The sequence below is a fragment of the Pseudomonas sp. D2002 genome, assembly GCF_013385735.1.
Taxonomy (GTDB): domain Bacteria; phylum Pseudomonadota; class Gammaproteobacteria; order Pseudomonadales; family Pseudomonadaceae; genus Aquipseudomonas.
On record NZ_JACAPL010000001.1, the window covers coordinates 15637 to 33593 of the forward strand.

At 61.2% G+C, this 17957-nt stretch carries 15 protein-coding genes; 8 read left to right on the plus strand and 7 right to left on the minus strand.

Annotation, left to right across the window (positions count from 1 at the left end; genetic code table 11):
* Position 1 precedes the first annotated feature (1 nt).
* From HX783_RS00065 to HX783_RS00085, 5 genes are all read right to left on the minus strand, one after another.
* On the minus strand, positions 2 to 838 hold the full coding sequence (locus HX783_RS00065; protein WP_159956985.1) for an ABC transporter permease: 837 nt from the start codon (positions 836 to 838) through the stop codon (positions 2 to 4).
* A complete protein-coding gene (locus tag HX783_RS00070; RefSeq protein ID WP_159956983.1) occupies positions 835 to 1788 on the minus strand; it encodes an ABC transporter permease in 954 nt (317 codons plus the stop codon). Before HX783_RS00070 ends, HX783_RS00065 begins: the two co-directional genes overlap by 4 nt.
* A 65-nt stretch (positions 1789 to 1853) precedes the next feature.
* A complete protein-coding gene (locus HX783_RS00075; protein ID WP_177015470.1) occupies positions 1854 to 3488 on the minus strand; it encodes an ABC transporter substrate-binding protein in 1635 nt (544 codons plus the stop codon).
* 389 nt (positions 3489 to 3877) lie between these two features.
* Positions 3878 to 5101 (minus strand): Xaa-Pro peptidase family protein, encoded by a 1224-nt coding sequence (locus HX783_RS00080; protein WP_177015471.1) that lies wholly within the window; start codon positions 5099 to 5101, stop codon positions 3878 to 3880.
* A 50-nt stretch (positions 5102 to 5151) separates the two neighbouring features.
* Positions 5152 to 6033, minus strand: coding sequence for a hypothetical protein (locus HX783_RS00085; RefSeq protein WP_177015472.1), 882 nt, complete (start codon positions 6031 to 6033; stop codon positions 5152 to 5154).
* Between the two features lie 105 nt (positions 6034 to 6138).
* On the opposite strand from HX783_RS00085, the gene HX783_RS00090 reads away from it, so the two are divergent.
* Entirely contained in the window at positions 6139 to 7053 is a 915-nt protein-coding gene (locus HX783_RS00090; protein WP_177015473.1) for a LysR family transcriptional regulator, read from the plus strand.
* Here HX783_RS00090 and HX783_RS00095 read toward each other — a convergent pair.
* A complete protein-coding gene (locus HX783_RS00095) occupies positions 6991 to 8223 on the minus strand; it encodes an MFS transporter (protein WP_177015474.1) in 1233 nt (410 codons plus the stop codon). The genes HX783_RS00090 and HX783_RS00095 overlap by 63 nt on opposite strands.
* A gap of 286 nt (positions 8224 to 8509) precedes the next feature.
* On the opposite strand from HX783_RS00095, the gene HX783_RS00100 reads away from it, so the two are divergent.
* The 6 genes from HX783_RS00100 to HX783_RS00125 all read left to right on the plus strand — a co-directional run bounded on the left by HX783_RS00100 (position 8510) and on the right by HX783_RS00125 (position 16208).
* Positions 8510 to 9439 carry a LysR substrate-binding domain-containing protein gene (locus tag HX783_RS00100; protein WP_159956971.1) on the plus strand — a complete coding sequence of 310 codons (930 nt, stop codon included), beginning with the start codon at positions 8510 to 8512 and terminating at the stop codon, positions 9437 to 9439.
* Between the two features lie 266 nt (positions 9440 to 9705).
* The gene (aldA, locus tag HX783_RS00105) at positions 9706 to 11130 is read left to right on the plus strand and encodes an aldehyde dehydrogenase (protein ID WP_177015475.1); all 1425 of its coding nucleotides are present in this window, start codon (positions 9706 to 9708) and stop codon (positions 11128 to 11130) included.
* Between the two features lie 76 nt (positions 11131 to 11206).
* Entirely contained in the window at positions 11207 to 12517 is a 1311-nt protein-coding gene (locus HX783_RS00110) for a nitrate/nitrite transporter (protein WP_177015476.1), read from the plus strand.
* Between the two features lies 1 nt (position 12518).
* A complete protein-coding gene (locus tag HX783_RS00115; protein ID WP_177015477.1) occupies positions 12519 to 13736 on the plus strand; it encodes a mandelate racemase/muconate lactonizing enzyme family protein in 1218 nt (405 codons plus the stop codon).
* A 27-nt stretch (positions 13737 to 13763) separates the two neighbouring features.
* Positions 13764 to 15374, plus strand: coding sequence for a GMC family oxidoreductase (locus HX783_RS00120; protein WP_177015478.1), 1611 nt, complete (start codon positions 13764 to 13766; stop codon positions 15372 to 15374).
* 207 nt (positions 15375 to 15581) lie between these two features.
* Positions 15582 to 16208 carry a transcriptional regulator gene (locus tag HX783_RS00125; protein WP_177015479.1) on the plus strand — a complete coding sequence of 209 codons (627 nt, stop codon included), beginning with the start codon at positions 15582 to 15584 and terminating at the stop codon, positions 16206 to 16208.
* Positions 16209 to 16234: 26 nt separating this feature from the next.
* Here HX783_RS00125 and HX783_RS00130 read toward each other — a convergent pair whose 3' ends face one another.
* Positions 16235 to 17200, minus strand: a complete 966-nt coding sequence (locus tag HX783_RS00130) for a threo-3-hydroxy-L-aspartate ammonia-lyase (RefSeq protein WP_177015480.1) — start codon at positions 17198 to 17200, stop codon at positions 16235 to 16237.
* Positions 17201 to 17322: 122 nt separating this feature from the next.
* On the opposite strand from HX783_RS00130, the gene HX783_RS00135 reads away from it, so the two are divergent.
* The gene (locus HX783_RS00135; protein WP_177015481.1) at positions 17323 to 17940 is read left to right on the plus strand and encodes an LpxA family transferase; all 618 of its coding nucleotides are present in this window, start codon (positions 17323 to 17325) and stop codon (positions 17938 to 17940) included.
* Positions 17941 to 17957 lie beyond the last annotated feature (17 nt).

A 17957-nucleotide genomic window follows, 5' to 3' on the forward strand; every position in this document is an offset into this window, starting at 1 on the left:
TTCAATTCCTCGCGCCGTGCTGGGCGTTTTCATCCAGGCCGTCCGCCAGCAGGCTCAGGCCCAGCATCAGGGTGGAGATGGCAATGCAGGGGAAGATCACCAGGTGTGGGAAGGCAATGGCCATGGCGCGGCCATCGTTGATCATGCCGCCCCAGTCCGGCGTCGGTGGCGGCAGGCCGAGGCCGAGAAAACCCAGGGCGCCGATCATGATCGCGGTGTAGCCGATGCGCAGGCAGAAATCCACGATCAACGGGCCGCCGCAGTTGGGCAAAATTTCTACCAGCATGATGCGAAGTGAGCCTTCACCTTGGGTGATCGCACTGAGTACGTAGTCGCGCGAGCGGATGTCGATCGTCAGCGCACGCATGATGCGAAAGATCGCCGGGGCACTGGTGAAGGTCACCGCAATCAGGATATTCAGCGCCGAAGCACCCAGGGCGATGATGATCACGATGTACAACACCAGCACCGGGAACGACAGCACGGTGTCGGCCACATACGACAGCACGGCATCCACCCAACCGTTGAAGTAACCGGCGCACAAGCCCATGGCGATGCCCACGGCGAACGCGGTGAGTGTGGCCAGGATCGACCAGAACAGCACGGTGCGCGTGCCCCAGATCAGCCGCGAGAGAATGTCGCGACCGATCATGTCGGTGCCCAGCAGGAAGCTCTGGCCGTTGTCGCCGGTAGTCATCGGCGTCAGCAAGGGCGTGAAACTTTCCAGCGGATCATGCGGCGCCAGCCAGGGTGCAAACAGCGCGATCAACACCCAGCCGCCGACCAGCAACAGGCCGAGCAACGCCAGGGGATGTTTGAAGGCGTGCAGACGGTTCATTGGGCACCTCCGCCGAGACTGCGCAGGGTGATGCGCGGGTTGAGCCAGGTGTAGGCCAGGTCCGAAAAGATCTTGGTGATGCCCACCACTACGGCACTGACCATCGCGCAGGCTTCGATCAGGTACACGTCATGGTTCAGTGAGGCGGTATACAGCAGCGAGCCGAAGCCCTTGTAGGCGAAGAACACCTCGACCACGATCACGTTGGACAGCAGCCACGGGATGTACAGCATGATCACTGTGATCGGGGCGATCAGCACATTGCGCAGGGCATGCCGTACGACGATGCGCGCAGTGGAAGCGCCTTTGAGCCGCGCCGTGCGGATGTAAGGTGACTGCATCACTTCAACCATCGACGCCCGCGTGATCCGCGCCAGGTAGCCGATGCCGAACAGGCACAGCACCATTAACGGCAGCACCAGCTCCACCGCGCTGAAGCCGTCGCTCATGCTGCTGACGCCGGGCAGCCAGTTGAGCCAGAACACAAAGATCGCCGAGACGAATACCGCGCTGGCAAAGTCGGGAATCGAAGTGGTGACAATCGACACGAACGATACCAGGCGGTCGAGCAGCGAGCCTTGGCGGATGCCGGCCAGGATGCCCAGGGTCAACGCCACCGGCACCATCACCAGTAAGGCCAGGCCGGCCAGGGTCAGGGTTTGCGCCAGGTTGGGCAGCAACAGCTTGATCACCGACTCGCGAAAGTACACCGAGGTGCCCCAGTCGCCGCTGACAAAGTCCTTGAGCCACAGCAGGTAACGCCAAACAAAAGGTTGGTTATAGCCGTGCTCTACCAGCCACGCCGCACGCTGGTCGGCGGCGGAGTAGGGGCCGAGGACGTTGATCGCCACGTCCTCGATATTGAGTTCCAGGGCCAGGAACACGATCAGTGACACCGACAGCAGGGTCGCCACCAGCGCCAGTAATTTGCGCAATAGAAAATGAGCCATGGGTGCATGCTCCGACTGTTCAAGGGAGGCCTGCCCGCAGTCGGGCAGGAAGGGCGCGCCTTAACTCAGGCGCTCAGCCACACATTGCCCATGGGGTAGAAGTCGGAAGGGTGCACCTGAAAGCCCTGGACCTTTTTGCTCACGGCGGTGAACTTGTCACCCCAGAACGGCTGCACGATGACGCAGGCGTCTTGCAGGATCTGCTCGACGTTTTGCATCGCGATAGCGCGTTGTTTGGGGTCGATGATGCCCATGGCCTTGTCCAGCGCGGCGTCAAAAGCCGGGTCGCTGTAGTGGCTTTCGTTCCAGGCGCCACCGCCGCGGTAGGCCAGCTCCAGGGACATCACGCCCAGCGGGCGATGGGCCCAGTAAGTGAGGCTGAACGCGGCCTTGTCCCAGATCGGCCAGTATTGGGCGGCGGGCACCACTTTGAGGTTGATGCGAATCCCGGCTTCCAGGCAGTTTTGCTGCAGGATTTGCGCGCAGTCCTGCTCATAGCGGCCCTGGGTGTTGCCGACGATCAAATCGATGTCGATGCCATTAGCAAAGCCGGCTTCGGCCAGTAGCTTCTTCGCCGCCGCCACATCGCGGTTGCGCTTGGGCAGAGGGAAGTACTCGGGATGGGAGGGCGCCACATGGTGGTCTTCGCCCAGGGTGCCCATGCCGCGATAGGCGATCTTGAGCATTTGCGCGTTATCGGCGCACAGCACCACGGCTTTACGGATGCGCAGGTCGGTGAACGGCTTCTGATCGCAGGCCATGCGCATCACCACGGTTTGCGCGGATTTACAGGTGAGCAACTGCGCGCCGGGCAGGCGCTTGGCCAAGTCGAGTTCGGCCACGGTGACGCGGTACAACACGTCGACTTGGCCGGCCTGCAGGGCGGCGAGGTGGGTGGACACGTCGGTGCCCATGTCGATGTAACGCAGCTCGTCGAGGTTGGCAGGCTTGCCCCAGTAATCGGCGCGCTTGGCGAACGTCGCCTGTTTGTTCACGGCGAATGAAACCAGCTTGAACGGCCCTGTGGCCAACGGGTTTTTCGCCCAGTCGTCACCGGCCTTGAAGCTGCGGTGGACGATGGCGCAGGTGAACGCGTTGAGCATTTCCGGGATCGCCAGCATCGGCCGCTTGAGCAGCAGGCGGAACTGGTAGTCGCTGATTTTCTCGAAGGCTTTGATGTCCTGGAATGCGGTGCGGTTAACCGACTTGGAGTCCGCCGCGATCCATCGTTCAATGTTGTGTTGCACGTCCTCGACAGTGAAGTGGTCGCCATTGCTCCACTTCACATCCTGGCGCAGGTTGAAGGTCCAGGTGGTGAGGTCGTCGGACGGGCTCCAGCTTTCAGCGAGGTAGGGGTGGGTGATGTTGTCGGCGTCGACCCAGGTCAGGTATTCCAGCGAGTTGCGCAACAGGTTCGAGGCTTCGATCCAGGTGATCAGCATCGGGTCCTGGATTTCCTGGATCGCACAGGCAAAGCGCAGGCTGCCACCCTGGCGGGCGGGTGTGGCGTCGGCGGCCTGGGCGTCGTTGCCAAGCAGGGCCGAGCCGATAAAGCTGCTGGCGCTGGCCACGGTAATTCCCAGCAGGGCAGCGGTGCGCAGGAACTGGCGGCGGTTGATCTCGCCGCTTTGTGCTTGGGCACACAGGTCATTGATGGCTGGATGCGCCTCGGCGCCGTCCAGGGTAGTCAACTCTTTCATAAGCCTCTCCGGTACTTGCGAATATGCGTTTTTGTTGAACCGCAAGGGTCAGTGGCAGGCGCAGTAAAGGCGCAGCACGGACCGCTGTGAAGCCGGCAGAAGAACAAGGCGCAACGAAGTGAGGAGGCGGGCAATGGGACAGGACATAGGGCAGCTCTCATGTTGTTTTTATTAGAGATGCCCGCAGTTTTGTCATTTGCGCAAAGATCGACAAACGACAAATTCTGCGCAGTAACCTTCTATAAATGCATGTTACATGCTGCCCCGCGTCGACCGATCGTTCCCACGCTCTGCGTGGGAATGCTGGCCAGACGCTCTGCGTCGCCTCTGCGCAACGGTGACGCAGAGCGTCACGGGATACGTTCCCACGCAGAGCGTGGGAACGATCATTACCGCAGCAGGCGCGGGTCGAACGGGTAGTCGGAGAGCAACTCGATGCCGTGTTCGTGGATGTAGATCTGTTCTTCAAGCTTTACGCCTTCGCCGCCGTCGTCGTGGCCGATGTAACTTTCCACGCAGATGGTCATGCCGGCCTCGAACACACCGTCGTAGCCCAGCGCGTCGATGTCTTCGCGGTGCACCACGTAAGGGTATTCACCGGTCATGCCAACCCCGTGCACCAGGGCGAAGTAGCGGTTGTTTTTGTAATGCTCGGGAATCTTCCAGGCCATCTCGGCGTATTCCTTGAAGCTGCGCCCGGCCTTGAGCATTTCCACGTTGGTTTGCACTTGCTCGTAGGCGAGTTTGTACAACTCTTGCTGCTTGGCGGTGGCGGCCTGATCGCCACAGAGAAAGGTGCGTGAGAAGTCGGCGTAATAGCCGAAACGCCCGACCACGTCGGTGTCCAGTGCCACCAGGTCGCCGGCCTCGATCGGCCGCGTGCTGCACTCCTGAAACCACGGGTTGGTGCGCGGCCCGGAAGACAGCAGGCGCGTCTCAACATAGTCGCCATCGGTGGCGATCACATGCTGGTGCAGGTGCGACCACAGCTGGTTCTCGGTGATGCCCGGCACCAGCTTGCTTTCCATCAAGCGCACCCCGGCCTCGGTGGCCCGCAGACTGGCGCGGATCATCTTGAGCTCGTTGGGCACTTTGATGCAGCGCGCCCGTTCCAGCGGTTCCTGGGCGTCAAACACCTGGTAACCGAGCTTTTGCAATTCGAAGGCCGCCGCCGAGGTGGCGCTCTCGATGGCGATACGTTTGCCGCCACCGCACTGGCGCACCAGCTCATCAATCTCGGCTGCCCAGTCGGCGGTGACGTTGCCCAGAAAGCTTTCACAGAAGTAGTAGGAGATGGCTTTGGCCGGGCGCACTTCGTCCACGGTGTTCAGGCTTTCAGCCAGGTGCAGGCAGCCGCCGAACTCGAAGATCACCACCGGGCCTTCGGCGGGGATAAACGCATAGCGCGCCGGGTTGCGCGCCGAGTACACCTGCATGTTGCGCGAGCCAGTGGCGTAGCGCATGTGGGTCGGGTCGAACAGCACACAGGCGGCGTAGTCACGTTTTTTCAGTTCATTGCGCACCCGTTGCAGGCGGTCCAGCTGGATTTGCTGGATCTCGTCCTCGGTGGGTTCGCAGTCAGCGGGGTTGCGGTTGGGGCCGGACAGACTCATGGGTGTTCCTCGCAGGGCACATACGGTTTTGGTTTTTTTTGAGGGGGGAATCAGTCGAGCAACTGGTCGCTGCGCACCAGGTTGCGTTCGGCTTGCAGATGGGCTTCGGACAGGCGTCCGTAAAGCTGTTTGGTGCGCTGGGCGCGGCCGATGATTCCGGGCTTCTCCGAGTAGGCGAAGATCGCTGTGTTGCGTTCGGTGGCACCTTCTACGCGGGTGACCCGGTGCACCGAGAAGCGGCCCTTGAAAATCTGCAGATCACCCGGGTTGAGTGCCAGCTCCTGGACCCGCGAGCGATCTTCGCCGCGCACCACTTTGCCGACGGCGCCGAGGTTTTCCTGGCTGCGCGAGCGGATCATCGGCGCGTATTCGAACAGGCCACCGGCCTCGGGTTTCTGGGTCATCATGCTGACGATGAATTCGTTGGTATCGAAGTGCCAAGGCTGCTCGGTGCCTTCGGGCATCACGTTGATCACCAGCCCGGCGAAGGGGTCGGCGTATTCGAAAATCTCCGATTCGTCGAGGCAGGCACCGATAAAACGTTTCATCATCGGTGAGACGTACAGGCGATGGATGATCGCGTCGGGGGCGATCATGTCGCGGGTCACGAAGCCGCTGGTGCGCTCCATGAACGTGCGGCGCGGATCATCCTGGGGCAGGCTGGCGTCGTCCTCGGTGAAATAGGCGTTGACCTTGCGCACCGAATAAAATGTTTTGCCCGAGAGTGCCTGACCTTCCAGGCGCGCCTGCTCCAGCACTTCAGGGCGCAGGAAGTTTTTCAGCAGGCAGCAACCGTCTTCGGCCAACTCGGCCCGCGCATGTTCAATTAAGGCCTGTAATTGAACATGGCCCGAATCATGTATGGGGTACAGCTCGGTATTAATGATGTCGCTGATATCGCCGGTTTCGGCATCGGCAAGTTTAAGACTCATACACGGCTCCTGACGTCGGTTGTTGTGTTGAGTCGATAGTTGCGTAAAGCGTTTGGAAGTGGAAATTACAAGTTGTGATCGAATCCATCGGCAGGGGCGATAGTCATGTCAGGCGAACTGGATGGCGGTTTACTTAAAGTATTTGTGGCAATTATTGAGTGCCAGGGGTTTTCGGCCGCCGCCGAGCGCCTGCATAAAACCCAATCCACCGTCAGCCAGAGTTTGCAGCGGCTCGAAGAGATTGTCGGCACGCCGCTGATACGCCGCACCAGTCGCTCCATTGGCCTGACCCCGAGTGGCGAGACCTTTCTGATCTACGCGCGGCAAATCCTCAAGCTGCACCTGGAGGCCGTCAGCGCCGCACAATTGCCCAATGAGCAGGTGTGTATCCACCTGGGCATGCCGGAGGATTACGCCGAATATTGCCTGGGCGGGATGCTCAAGGACTTCCAGGCCCAGTTTGCCCAGGTCCGCCCTGACATCTGTTGCGAGATGTCGACCGCGCTGGTCGCCCGCTTGCATCGTGGCGAGCTGGACCTGGTGTTGGGCGTTGAACATGCCGGCCTGCAACCCGGCGAATACCTGTGCGACGAACCGTTGGTGTGGGTGGCGGCGCCGAGTTGGAGTTGCGTGGGGCGCCAATCGGTGCCGCTTGCGGTCTACGCCGAGGGCTGCGCCTTCCGCGCCAATGCCGTGCAGGCGTTGGCCGAGGCCGGGCGCTCGTGGCAGGTGGTGTATACCAGCCAGAGCCCGCGCGGGATCGCAATTGCGATTGAGCAGGGCTTGTCGGTCGGGGTGATGGCGCGGCGCCTGGTGCCGGCCGGCTGGCAGATTCTGGATGAGCAGCAAGGCTTTCCACCGATTGCGTCGGCCCGCCTGATGCTCTGGCGCTCAAGCGGCTGCCAGGTGCCGGAGGTGGAGGCATTGGTGGAGATTCTGCAGCGCCAGTTGGGGCGCTCAGGGCACATGGACAGGCAGCGTCTGCGCGGTTTGTCGATGAGCCATGCGCTTGAGCAGTAACAGGCAGGCGATCACCCAGCCGGCGATCCAGCCGTGCACCACGGCAAACTCACCACTGACTTGCAACAGCCAGCCACAGAGCCCGTTGGCGGTGGCACTGGCCAGGCCATAGCTGACCATGCTCAGGCTCACCACTTGCAGGCTGTGCACCGGGTTGAGACGCGCGCTTAGGTAGGCCGCCATCAACCCCCATGAGGGGAAATAGAACAGCGCAAATAACCCGGCGGCCCACCAGCTCACGAGCAGGCTGGGGTGCGCCAGCAGGCCCAGCATGGCCAGGCCAAACGCACCGATGCTCAGCGCCAGCACCCGCAACGCGCCCCAACGATCCGCCAGCGCACCCAGCAGCAGCCCGCCGAGGGCACCGCCGATGCCGATCAACGTCCACATCGAACCGGTGATTGCCGGGCTGGCGTGCAGGCGATCGCTGACAAACACCGACAGGAAATTCAGAAACGGCCCACTGATCGCGCCGATAAACCCGCTGAGCAACACAATCTGCAACGCCACGGGCTGTTCCAGACACACACGCAACCACTGCCTCAGTACGTGAGTGAAGGCGGGTGGCTGGGCGGCGCGGGGCGCCTGCTCGGCGTGCGGGCTCAAGGCCCAGAGGGTCAGCAGCGTGACCAACAGCGTTAATCCGGCACAGATCAACCAGAACTGCCGCAACGTCAGCCCCTGCAACAGCGCGATCAACACGCCGTTCAAGCAGATCGCAAACGCTGCGCCCGACGAGGCCAGCCCCAGCACGCGACTGCGGTGGCTGGCCGGGATGACTTCGCGCGCCAGGGCTGCAATGGCATTCCAGTTCGACACCGCACACGCCGACACCAGCGCCAGGCACAGGGCAAACGGCAGCACCCACGGGGTGGCGACGGCCAGTGCCAGCAGCGCGGGGCTCAGCACGATGGTCAGGCGCACCATCGTGCGCGGGCTCACCCACGCGGCGGCGATGCCGCTGGCAATCGAAGCGCCCATGTAGAACAGTTGCAACAACGCGGCAATCAGGGCGGCCTGGCTGTAGCTCAGTTCAAATGCCTGACGAATCTGCGGTAATAAAGCGGAATACAGAAACACACTGAAACCATGGGTCGTGGCGTTGCACGCAGTAAAGACGAATGCCAGCAGCCCGATACTTCGCCGCGATGAAACAGGTAGGTCGGACATGGCGAGGCCCCGGTTTAAATGATCGCAAAGTGGGAAGCGTTAGTTGTTCGGCAGACTAACTTTTGTCGCGACTTCGCGACCAATGCTTAATTGTCTTAGTGTGCATGCGTTATACGCGTGCTCTGTGTTCATCCACGACGTCATTGATCGAAAAACGACAGCGTTGTTTTAATCCGCGTATTTTTCCGCTGCACAGGGTGCTACCCCTGGCCCAATACAAAAAGGTATGTTGTGTGCAGAGTTTCTTTGCTTGATCTTCCTTGAATGCTGCTGTCGAGTGCCCTCCATGAAACGCAAAATGCCTGGTCTCAACGCCCTTAAAGCCTTCGAAGTGGCCGGCAGCACTGGCAGCTTTACCCGGGCGGCGGAGCTGTTGAACGTGACCCAAAGTGCGGTCAGTCGCCAAGTGCGCCAGCTTGAAGAACAATTGGGTGAGAACCTGCTGGAGCGGCGCCATCACCACCTTGAACTCACCAGCGCCGGGCGCGTGTTGTTGCGGGCGTTGCACCAGTCGTTCGACAAGATCGAGCTGACGGTGCGCAGCATCCAGCAGAAAACCCACTCCAACCGACTGCACATCAACGCGCCGCCAACGTTCACCAGCCGTTGGTTGATGCCACGTCTTGGGCGTTTGCGTGAGGCGCATCCTGAGTTGGAGTTGAGCATTACCACGTGTTTGCAGGACAGCCTGGCGCAGACCAGCACCCTCGATTGCGCCATTCGGTTTGGTAATGGTGAGTGGGATGGGCTGGACAGTTCGTTGCTGATCCAGGAGCGGCACATTGCGGTGTGCGCGCCGTCGCTGTATGCCCGCGAGTGCAGTGATGGAGTGGATTTGAATCGCATGACGTTGCTGCATGTGTTGGCCAGTGAGGATCAGCGTTACCTGACGTGGAAGCACTGGCTGGACGCGGCGCGGATTCATGGGGTGGATACCCAGGGCGGGTATGAGTTTGACCTGCTGGACCTGGCAATCCGGGCGGCGACGGATGGGTTGGGGATTAGCATTGCGGACTGGCACATGGTGGCTGCCGAGTTAGCCTCGGGGCAGTTGACGCAGGTATTGAATGTGCACGTGGAGGGGCATCAGTCGTATTGGCTGGTGACTCGGCCTGAGCAGACGGATATGCCGCAGTTGCAGGTGTTTGGGCGGTGGTTGCAGGAGGAGATCTGGTTGGCTCAGCGCCAGCTTGAGCCTTCTACGGCGGCGGTTTGATTGCGTGCATATCGGTTAATTTGAGGGCGTGAGATCCAAATGTGGGAGCTGGCTTGCCTGCGATGCAGGCACCTCGGTGCATCAGTGACACACAGTCGATGCTATCGCAGGCAAGCCAGCTCCCACATTTGCCTGCGTTTGGGCACGCCGAGCCCCAGTAACCTGCATTTTTCGCACGTTACCCCACCCAATAAGTCGTTTGCACACCCCCCAAGCAAATACAAAACTGCATGTCACTCGCAAAACAACAACGTTGGGCAAACCACATGCAATTCGAGCGCAATTTCTATAATGGGCAGTTCGTCGAACCCGCCAGCGACGCCCTGATCGCCGTCTACAACCCTGCCAATGAAACCCTGGTCGGCCATGTCAGCGCCGCGACGGCCGATGAGGCCACCGCTGCCGTCGACGCCGCCGCCACTGCCCAGAAAACCTGGGGCAAGCTCACCAGTATTCAGCGCGCCGACTACCTTCGCGCCTTGGCCGACGCCCTCGACACCCACGCCGAAGCGATCGGCGCGGCCTTGGCCCGCGAATCCGGCAAAAGTGTCAGTGACGCCAGCAACGAAGCCCGCTACGCCGCACAAATCACCCGCTACCACGCCGAATGGGCACGCCGTATCGAAGGCGAAATCATCCCCAGCGACACGCCGGATGAAAACCTGTTCCTGCAACGCGAACCGATTGGCGTGGTCGCCTGCCTGATCCCGTTCAACTACCCGGTCTATACCCTGTTGCGCAAAATCGCCCCGGCGTTGATTGCCGGCAACACCGTGGTGGTACGCCCGAGCAACAACACGCCGCTGTCGGCATTTGAAATTGCCAAGGCCGTGGTCACGGCAGGGCTGCCGGCCGGTGTGATCAATATCCTGACCATGGACCACGCCACCGCCGCCGCCGTCTGCACCCATAAAGCCGTTGGCCTGATCACCCTCACCGGCAGCGTCAACGCCGGTCGTATCGTGCTCGATTACTGCAAGGCCAATATCGCCAAGCCGTCCCTGGAGTTGGGCGGCAAGACCCCGGCGATCATCGAGGCCGATGCCGACCTGGAAAAAGCTGCCAGCGCGATTGTTGCCTCCAAGACCACCCACTGCGGCCAGTTATGCACGGCGGTTGAGCGGGTGTACGTGCACGAGAGCGTGTACGAGCCGTTCCTCGCGTTGCTCAAAAGCAAAATCAGCGCCGTGAAATACGGTGACCGCGCCGTCGACGAAAGCCTGATGGGCCCGCTGGTCAACGCCAGTTCCCAGAAGAATATCCACGCCATGGTCGAGCGCGCCGTCGCTGCCGGTGCTGTACTGGAAACAGGCGGTGTGCTGCCGGTCGGCCCGGGCCATTTCTACCCGCCGACCTTGCTCAGCGGCTGCCGCCAGGACATGGAAATCATCCAGGAAGAAATCTTCGGCCCGGTGCTGCCGGTACTCAAATACCGCGACATCGACGAAGCACTGGCGATGGCCAACGACCATCAGTTCGGCCTGTCGTCGGTGCTCTACACCGAGAACTACCGCACGGCGATGAAAGTGGCAAACGCCATCGAAGCCGGTGAGCTGTACGTCAATCGCACCCCGGCAGACCCGTATCAGGGTTTCCACGCCGGCTGGAAACGCTCAGGGCTGGGCGGCGATGACGGTAAGCACGGGATGCTTGAGTTCACCCAGACTCGCCTGGTGGTGATGAAGTACTGATCCACGAATACCGGTTGTACCTTCAATAAAAACAATTATCAGGGCACCTGCACAGTGGGTGCCCGAGGTCATCAAGATGTCCAAGCCTGCACCCGTTGCCCAGGGTTTCGATGCCGTGTCCGCGGTAAAAAGCGACACTGCCAGTCGCTATTTCCAATTGCTGTTGCTGGTGTTGGCCGCCGGGGCGATCTACCCGATCCTCTACCTGCGCCAGGTCTACCAGACCACCATGCTTGAAGTGTTCCAGATCAACCACAGCCAGCTGGGTTATTTGTACTCGATGCTCGGCACGATCTTTTTGCTCAGTTACTTACCCAGTGGTTGGTTGGCGGATCGCCTGCCGCCGCGCTTCCTGATTTTCTTCTCGCTGGTCGCCACTGGCGCGTTGGGCCTGTGGTATTCGACCGTGCCGTCGATGACCGGCCTGATGATCATCTTCGGCTGCTGGGGCCTGACCACCGGCCTGACGTTCTGGGCCTCGGTGCTCAAGCGCGTGAAGATGATCGCCCATCACAGCGAGCAGGGGCGTTTCTTCGGCATCCTGGATGGCGGGCGCGGGCTGGTGGAAGCCTTGCTGGCGACCGTGGCCCTGGGGCTGTTCGCCTATGCCACCGAAACCCGCAGCCAGTCGGCCGCCGAAGGTTTCAAACACGTGGTCTACCTGTACTCGTTTATCTGTATCGCCATCGGCTGCGGGCTGGTACTGCTCAAGGACCCCAAGTCCATGGCCGAGACGTCGCCGGTGGAGAAGGGCAAGTTCAACCTGATCGCCGACCTGACCACCCTGGTGAAAATCCCCGAGCTGTGGCTGGTGACTGCCATTGTGTTCTGTGGTTATCACATGTTCTGGGCTACTTACAGCTTCTCCGACTACCTGCAAGGCAGCGGCATGACCGCCGTGATGGCGGGCACCATCACCACCATCAAGCTGTGGATGCGCCCCATCGGCGGCATCGGTGGCGGCTGGCTGGGCGACAAGTTCTCGAACATCTCGGTGCTGATTGTCGCGCTGGTGCTGGTGACCCTGGGCATGCTCGGGTTGATTGTGTTCCCCGGCTTTAACAGCCTGGGCCTGCTGATCGGCACGGTGATTTTTATTGGCCTGATGACCTATGCGATTCGCGGCCTGTACTGGGCGATCCTCGACAGCTGCGACATTCCGCTGCGCATCACCGGCTTGGCCATTGGCATTGTCTCGGTGGTGGGTTACTTGCCCGACACGTTTATCCCGCTGATCAATGGCTACCTGACCGATACCTACCCAGGCAAGCCCGGCTACAACCTGTATTTCGGCTACATCGCCTTTGTCGGCGTGCTCGGGACCCTAGCGGCCCTGACGTTGCGCGCCCGAATCAACCGAAAAAAAATCAACCAGACAGGTGCCTGAGATGAAAATCGTCGCCCTTGAAACCCATATCGTTGCCGTTCCACCGCCGCATATCGGTGGCATGTACTGGCTGTTCGTCAAACTCAAGACCGACTGCGGCTTCGAAGGCGTCGGCGAGATCTACGCCGCCACCTTCGGCCCCAAGGCCATGCTGCCGATTATCGAGGATGTGTTTGAGCGCTACCTGCTCAACCATGACCCGCACCATATCGAGCGTTTCTTCCGCCAGGCTTATTCGAGCGGTTTCACCCAGCGCCCGGACCTGACCATGATGGGCGTGGTCAGCGGCCTGGAAATGGCCTGCTGGGACATCATCGGCAAGGCCGCGAACAAGCCGGTCTACGAATTGCTCGGTGGCAAGGTCAACGAACGCCTGCGCTCCTACACCTACCTGTACCCGGTCAACAGCAAGGGCGAGTACGACTACGACGACCCGGACCTGGCCGCCGAGTGCGCCAGCGAGAACATGAACAAAGGCTTCACCGCGGTGAAGTTCGACCCGGCCGGCCCCTACACGGCGTACTCCGGCCACCAGATTTCGCTGCAAGTGCTGGAACGCTGCGAGACCTTCTGCCGCAAGATCCGCGAGGCGGTGGGCGACAAGTGCGACCTGCTGTTCGGCACCCACGGGCAAATGGTGCCATCGTCGGCGATTCGCCTGGCCAAGCGCCTGGAGAAATATGACCCGCTGTGGTTCGAAGAACCGGTACCGCCGGGCCAGGAAGAAGCAATGGCCCAGGTTGCCGCCAAGACCAGCATCCCGATTGCCACCGGCGAACGACTGACCACCAAGTACGAATTCTTCAAGCTGCTGCAAGCCGGTGGCGCGTCGATCTTGCAGATGAACGTGGCGCGCTGCGGCGGGCTGCTGGAGGCGAAGAAAATCGCGAGCATGGCCGAAGCCTACTACGCGCAGATCGCGCCGCACTTGTACAACGGGCCGATTGGCGCGGCGGCGAGTTTCCAGCTGGCGACCTGCACGCCGAACTTCCTGATCCAGGAAAGCATCATGACCTGGGGCGGCTTCCATGCCGAAGTCCTGACCAAGCCGCTGCAATGGGAGGACGGCTACATCATCCCATCCACCGAGCCGGGGCTGGGCGTGGAGCTGAACATGGACGTGGTACGCAGACACACGCCGTATACCGGCGAGCGCCTGCACCTGCAAATGGCTGCCACACCGGCTGACGTCAAAGACACTTCGCCCGCCAAGGGCTAAAAAAAACGACTTACGCGGTAACCGTGAATGACATACGACTACATCATCGCTGGCGCAGGCGCGGCGGGTTGCATCCTCGCCAACAGGCTGTCCGCGTCCGGGCAATATTCGGTATTGCTGCTGGAAGCCGGTGGCAAGGACAGTTCCTGGTGGTTCAAGATCCCCGTCGGTTTCGCCAAGATGTATTACAACCCGACCTTCAACTGGATGTATTACAGCCAGCCGCAACAACAACTGGCCGGCCGTGAAATCTACGCGCCGCGCGGCAAAGTGCAGGGCGGTTCGGGCTCGATCAACGCGATGATCTACGTGCGTGGCCAGGCCCATGACTTCAATGACTGGGCCGCCAACGGCAACGACGGCTGGAGCTTTGCGGACGTGCTGCCGTACTTTCGCAAGCTGGAAAACCATCCCTTGGGCGATACCGAGTACCACGGCGCCAGCGGCCCCATCAGCATTACGCCAATGAAGGGCCAGACCCACCCGATCTGCGACGTTTTCCTCAAGGGCTGCGAACAGCTGGGCTACGCGCACAGTGATGACTTCAACGGCCCGCACTTTGAAGGCGCTGGGCTGTATGACGTCAACACGCGTAATGGCGAACGCTGCTCCAGCAGTTTTGCGCATTTGCACCCGGCGCTCGGCCGTCCGAACCTCACCGTGGAACTGCATGCGCTGGTCGACCGCGTGCTGTTTGACGACCAGCAGCGCGCCACCGGCATCGCCGTCACCCAGCACGGTGTGGCGCGAACCTTCACCGCGCGTAAGGAAGTGATCCTCTGCGCCGGTGCGGTGGACACGCCGAAGATCCTGCAATTATCCGGTGTGGCCGACCAGCAATTGCTTGCCGAACACGCTATCCCGCTGGTCAAGCACCTGCCGGCCGTGGGCGAAAACCTGCAGGACCACCTGTGCGCCAGCTACTACTACAAGGCCAATATCCCGACCTTGAATGACGAACTCAGCTCGCTGTTCGGCCAACTCAAACTTGGCCTTAAGTACCTGCTGACCCGCAAGGGCGCGCTGGCCATGAGCGTCAACCAGGCCGGTGGCTTCTTTCGCGGCAACGATCAACAGAAGGATCCGAACCTGCAGCTGTATTTCAACCCGCTGTCGTATCAGATCCCGAAAAACAACAAGGCCAGCCTCAAGCCCGAACCGTATTCCGGCTTTTTGCTGTGCTTCAACCCGTGTCGTCCCACCAGTCGCGGCACCATCCGTATTGCCTCGAAGAACCCACGGGACGCGGCGCTGATCGACCCCAACTACCTGAGCACCGAAAAGGATATCGACGAGGTGATCCAGGGCAGCCGGTTGATGCGCAAGATCATGCAGGCCCCGGCGCTCAAAGGCATCACCGTGGCCGAAGTACTGCCCGGTGCGGCGGTGCAAACCGATGAGCAGATGCTGCAATATTTCCGCGAAAACAGCGGCTCGATCTACCACTTGTGCGGCTCATGCGCCATGGGCTCGGACCCGCAGGTGTCGGTGGTGGACAAGCGCCTGAAAGTGCACGGGCTGGACGGGCTGCGCATCGTCGATGCGTCGATTTTCCCGAATGTGACGTCGGGTAATACCCATGCGGCGGTGTTGATGGTGGCGGAGAAGGGCGCGGATCTGATTTTGCAGGATGCCTGACTGGCCGCTCCGTTTGATCGTTCCCACGCTCTGCGTGGGAATGCTGCCCCGGACGCTCTGCGTCCTGCTCTTGATGTCGTGACGCGGAGCGTCACAGGATGCGTGCCCACGCGGAGCGTGGGAACGATCAATCACACAAGCGCCATTGCCTCTGTGTGGGAATGCAGGCAATTGATGTAATGTCCAGTATTGGATATGTTGTCTTGCATGAAAAAGACCTCTCCCGAAGAAACCACCCTGATCAGCCAACTCGAGCAGATTGCCGAAGGCTTGAGCAAAACCTTCAGCCCGTTCTGCGAAGTGGTGCTGCACGATTTGCGCGACCCGCAGCACGCGATCCTGGCGATCCATAACAACCTTTCCGGGCGCCAAGCCGGCGACCCCGCTACCGAGTTGGGGCTGGCGCGGATTGCCGACCCGGACTACCCGCAGGTCATTGCCAACTACCAGAACCAGTTCGCCGATGGCCGCCAAGTCAAAAGCACGTCCATCGGCATCAAGGACACCCGCGGCAAGTACGTCGCGGCGTTGTGCATGAACGTCGATTTGTCGTTGTTCCGTGGCTTGCAGGGCATGCTGGAGCAGTTCGGTTCGGTCAGTGGCGACAAGCCCCACGAGTCCCTGGACCCGTCCGGCGCCGATGTGATTCGCGCGCGTATCGACCAATTCGCCGCGCGCCTGGCGACCACTCCGCGCGCACTCAAGACGGCGGATCGGCGCGCGCTGATGCAAGAGCTGAAGGACTCAGGCTGCATGGACATTCGCCGCGCCATGGAAACCGTCGCCTCGCACCTGGGGGTGTCGCGCGCGGCGGTCTACACCTACGCCAAGTAACGCGCCATCCGGGGTGTGGATGAGGTTTATGGCGCCTCGCTGAGCAGGGCGGCGTAGCGCTCGATATCGACGTTGCCGCCGGTGACGATAATACCCACGCGTTGGCCCTTGAAGCGCTCGCCCAATTGGCGCAAGGCCGCCAGGCCCAGGCAGCCGGTGGGCTCGACGACCAGCTTCATGCGCTGCATGAAGAACCGCATGCTGTCGACCAATTGCGCATCGGTGACGGTGAGAATGTCGTTCACCTGATCGCGGATGATCGGGAAGGTGTAGCTGCCCAAATGCTGGGTTTGCGCACCATCGGCAATGGTTTTCGGGGTGTCGATGTGCACGATGCTGCCGGTGCGGAACGAGCGCTGGCCGTCATTGCCGGCTGCGGGTTCGACGCCGAACAGTTGGCAATCCGGCGCCAGCGCGCGGGTCGACAACGCCGTGCCCGAGAGCATGCCGCCGCCGCCGAGGCCGACGAACAAGGCGTCCAGCGGGCCGGTGAATTCCAGCAATTCCTTGGCGGCCGTGCCTTGGCCGGCGAGGATGTGCGGGTGGTCGTAGGGCGGGATCAGCGTCATGCCTTGCTCGTTGGCGAGCGCGCGGCCGATTTGCTCGCGGTCTTCAGTGAAACGGTCGTAAAGCACCACGCTGGCGCTATAGTCACGGGTGGCGGCGACTTTGGCCGCCGGTGCATCGGTGGGCATCACTATGGTTGCCGGCATGCCCAGCAACCGCGCGGCCAGGGCAATACCTTGGGCATGGTTGCCGGAGGAAAACGCCACCACGCCGGCCTTGCGCTGCTGCGCGTCAAACTGCGACAGGGCATTGAACGCGCCACGAAACTTGAACGAGCCGGCGCGTTGCAGGTTTTCACACTTGATGAACACCTGGGCGCCGGTTTCGGCGTCGAGGGTGCGTGACGTGAGCACCGGCGTGGTGTGCGCGACGCCTTCCAGGCGTTGGGCGGCGGCGATGACGTCTTGGTAGCTAGGCAATTGCATGGGACAGACCTCGTAGGCTTTATCTGGATAAAATATCCATATCAAGATAATTAGTAAAGTTCCGTTCGGGCTTGCGGACATGCTAGCGTTTCGAGCTTCTCTGACCGCTCGAGGGTTCGCCATTGATTCGACTCACTGACTACATCGCCGACATTGCCCAAAGCCCTTTGGCGCCGTGGGCTGACCTGGCGCCCTGGGCGCTGGTGACACAAGCGCCGGTGATTGTGCGCACGTTGCTGGCGGAACTACCGGCTGACGATTACACCATTCACGGCGACGTCGCCGTGCACCGTACGGCCATTGTCGAACCCGGCGCCTTGCTCAAGGGGCCGCTGATCATCGGTGCCGAGTGTTTTATCGCCAGCGGCTCGCTGCTGCGCGGTGGCTGCTGGTTGGACGCAGGGTGCATCATCGGCCCCGGCGCCGAGCTGAAGACCTCGTTCGTGTTCAGCGGCAGCAAGCTGGCGCACTTCAATTTTGTCGGCGATTCGGTGCTCGGCCATGGGGTCAACCTGGAAGCCGGCAGCATCGTCGCCAACTACCGCAATGAACGGGCGGACAAGGAAGTATTAGTGCGCATCGAGGGGCAGTTGCAGCGTACCGGTTGCGACAAGTTTGGCGCCTTGCTGGGTGATCAATGCCGTGTCGGCGCGAATGCGGTGTTGGCGCCGGGTGCCTTGTTGGCAGCTGCGAGTGTTGTCGGGCGAGGGCAGGTATTCGACGCAGAGGCGTCTGCATAAACGCAATGTTGAAAAGA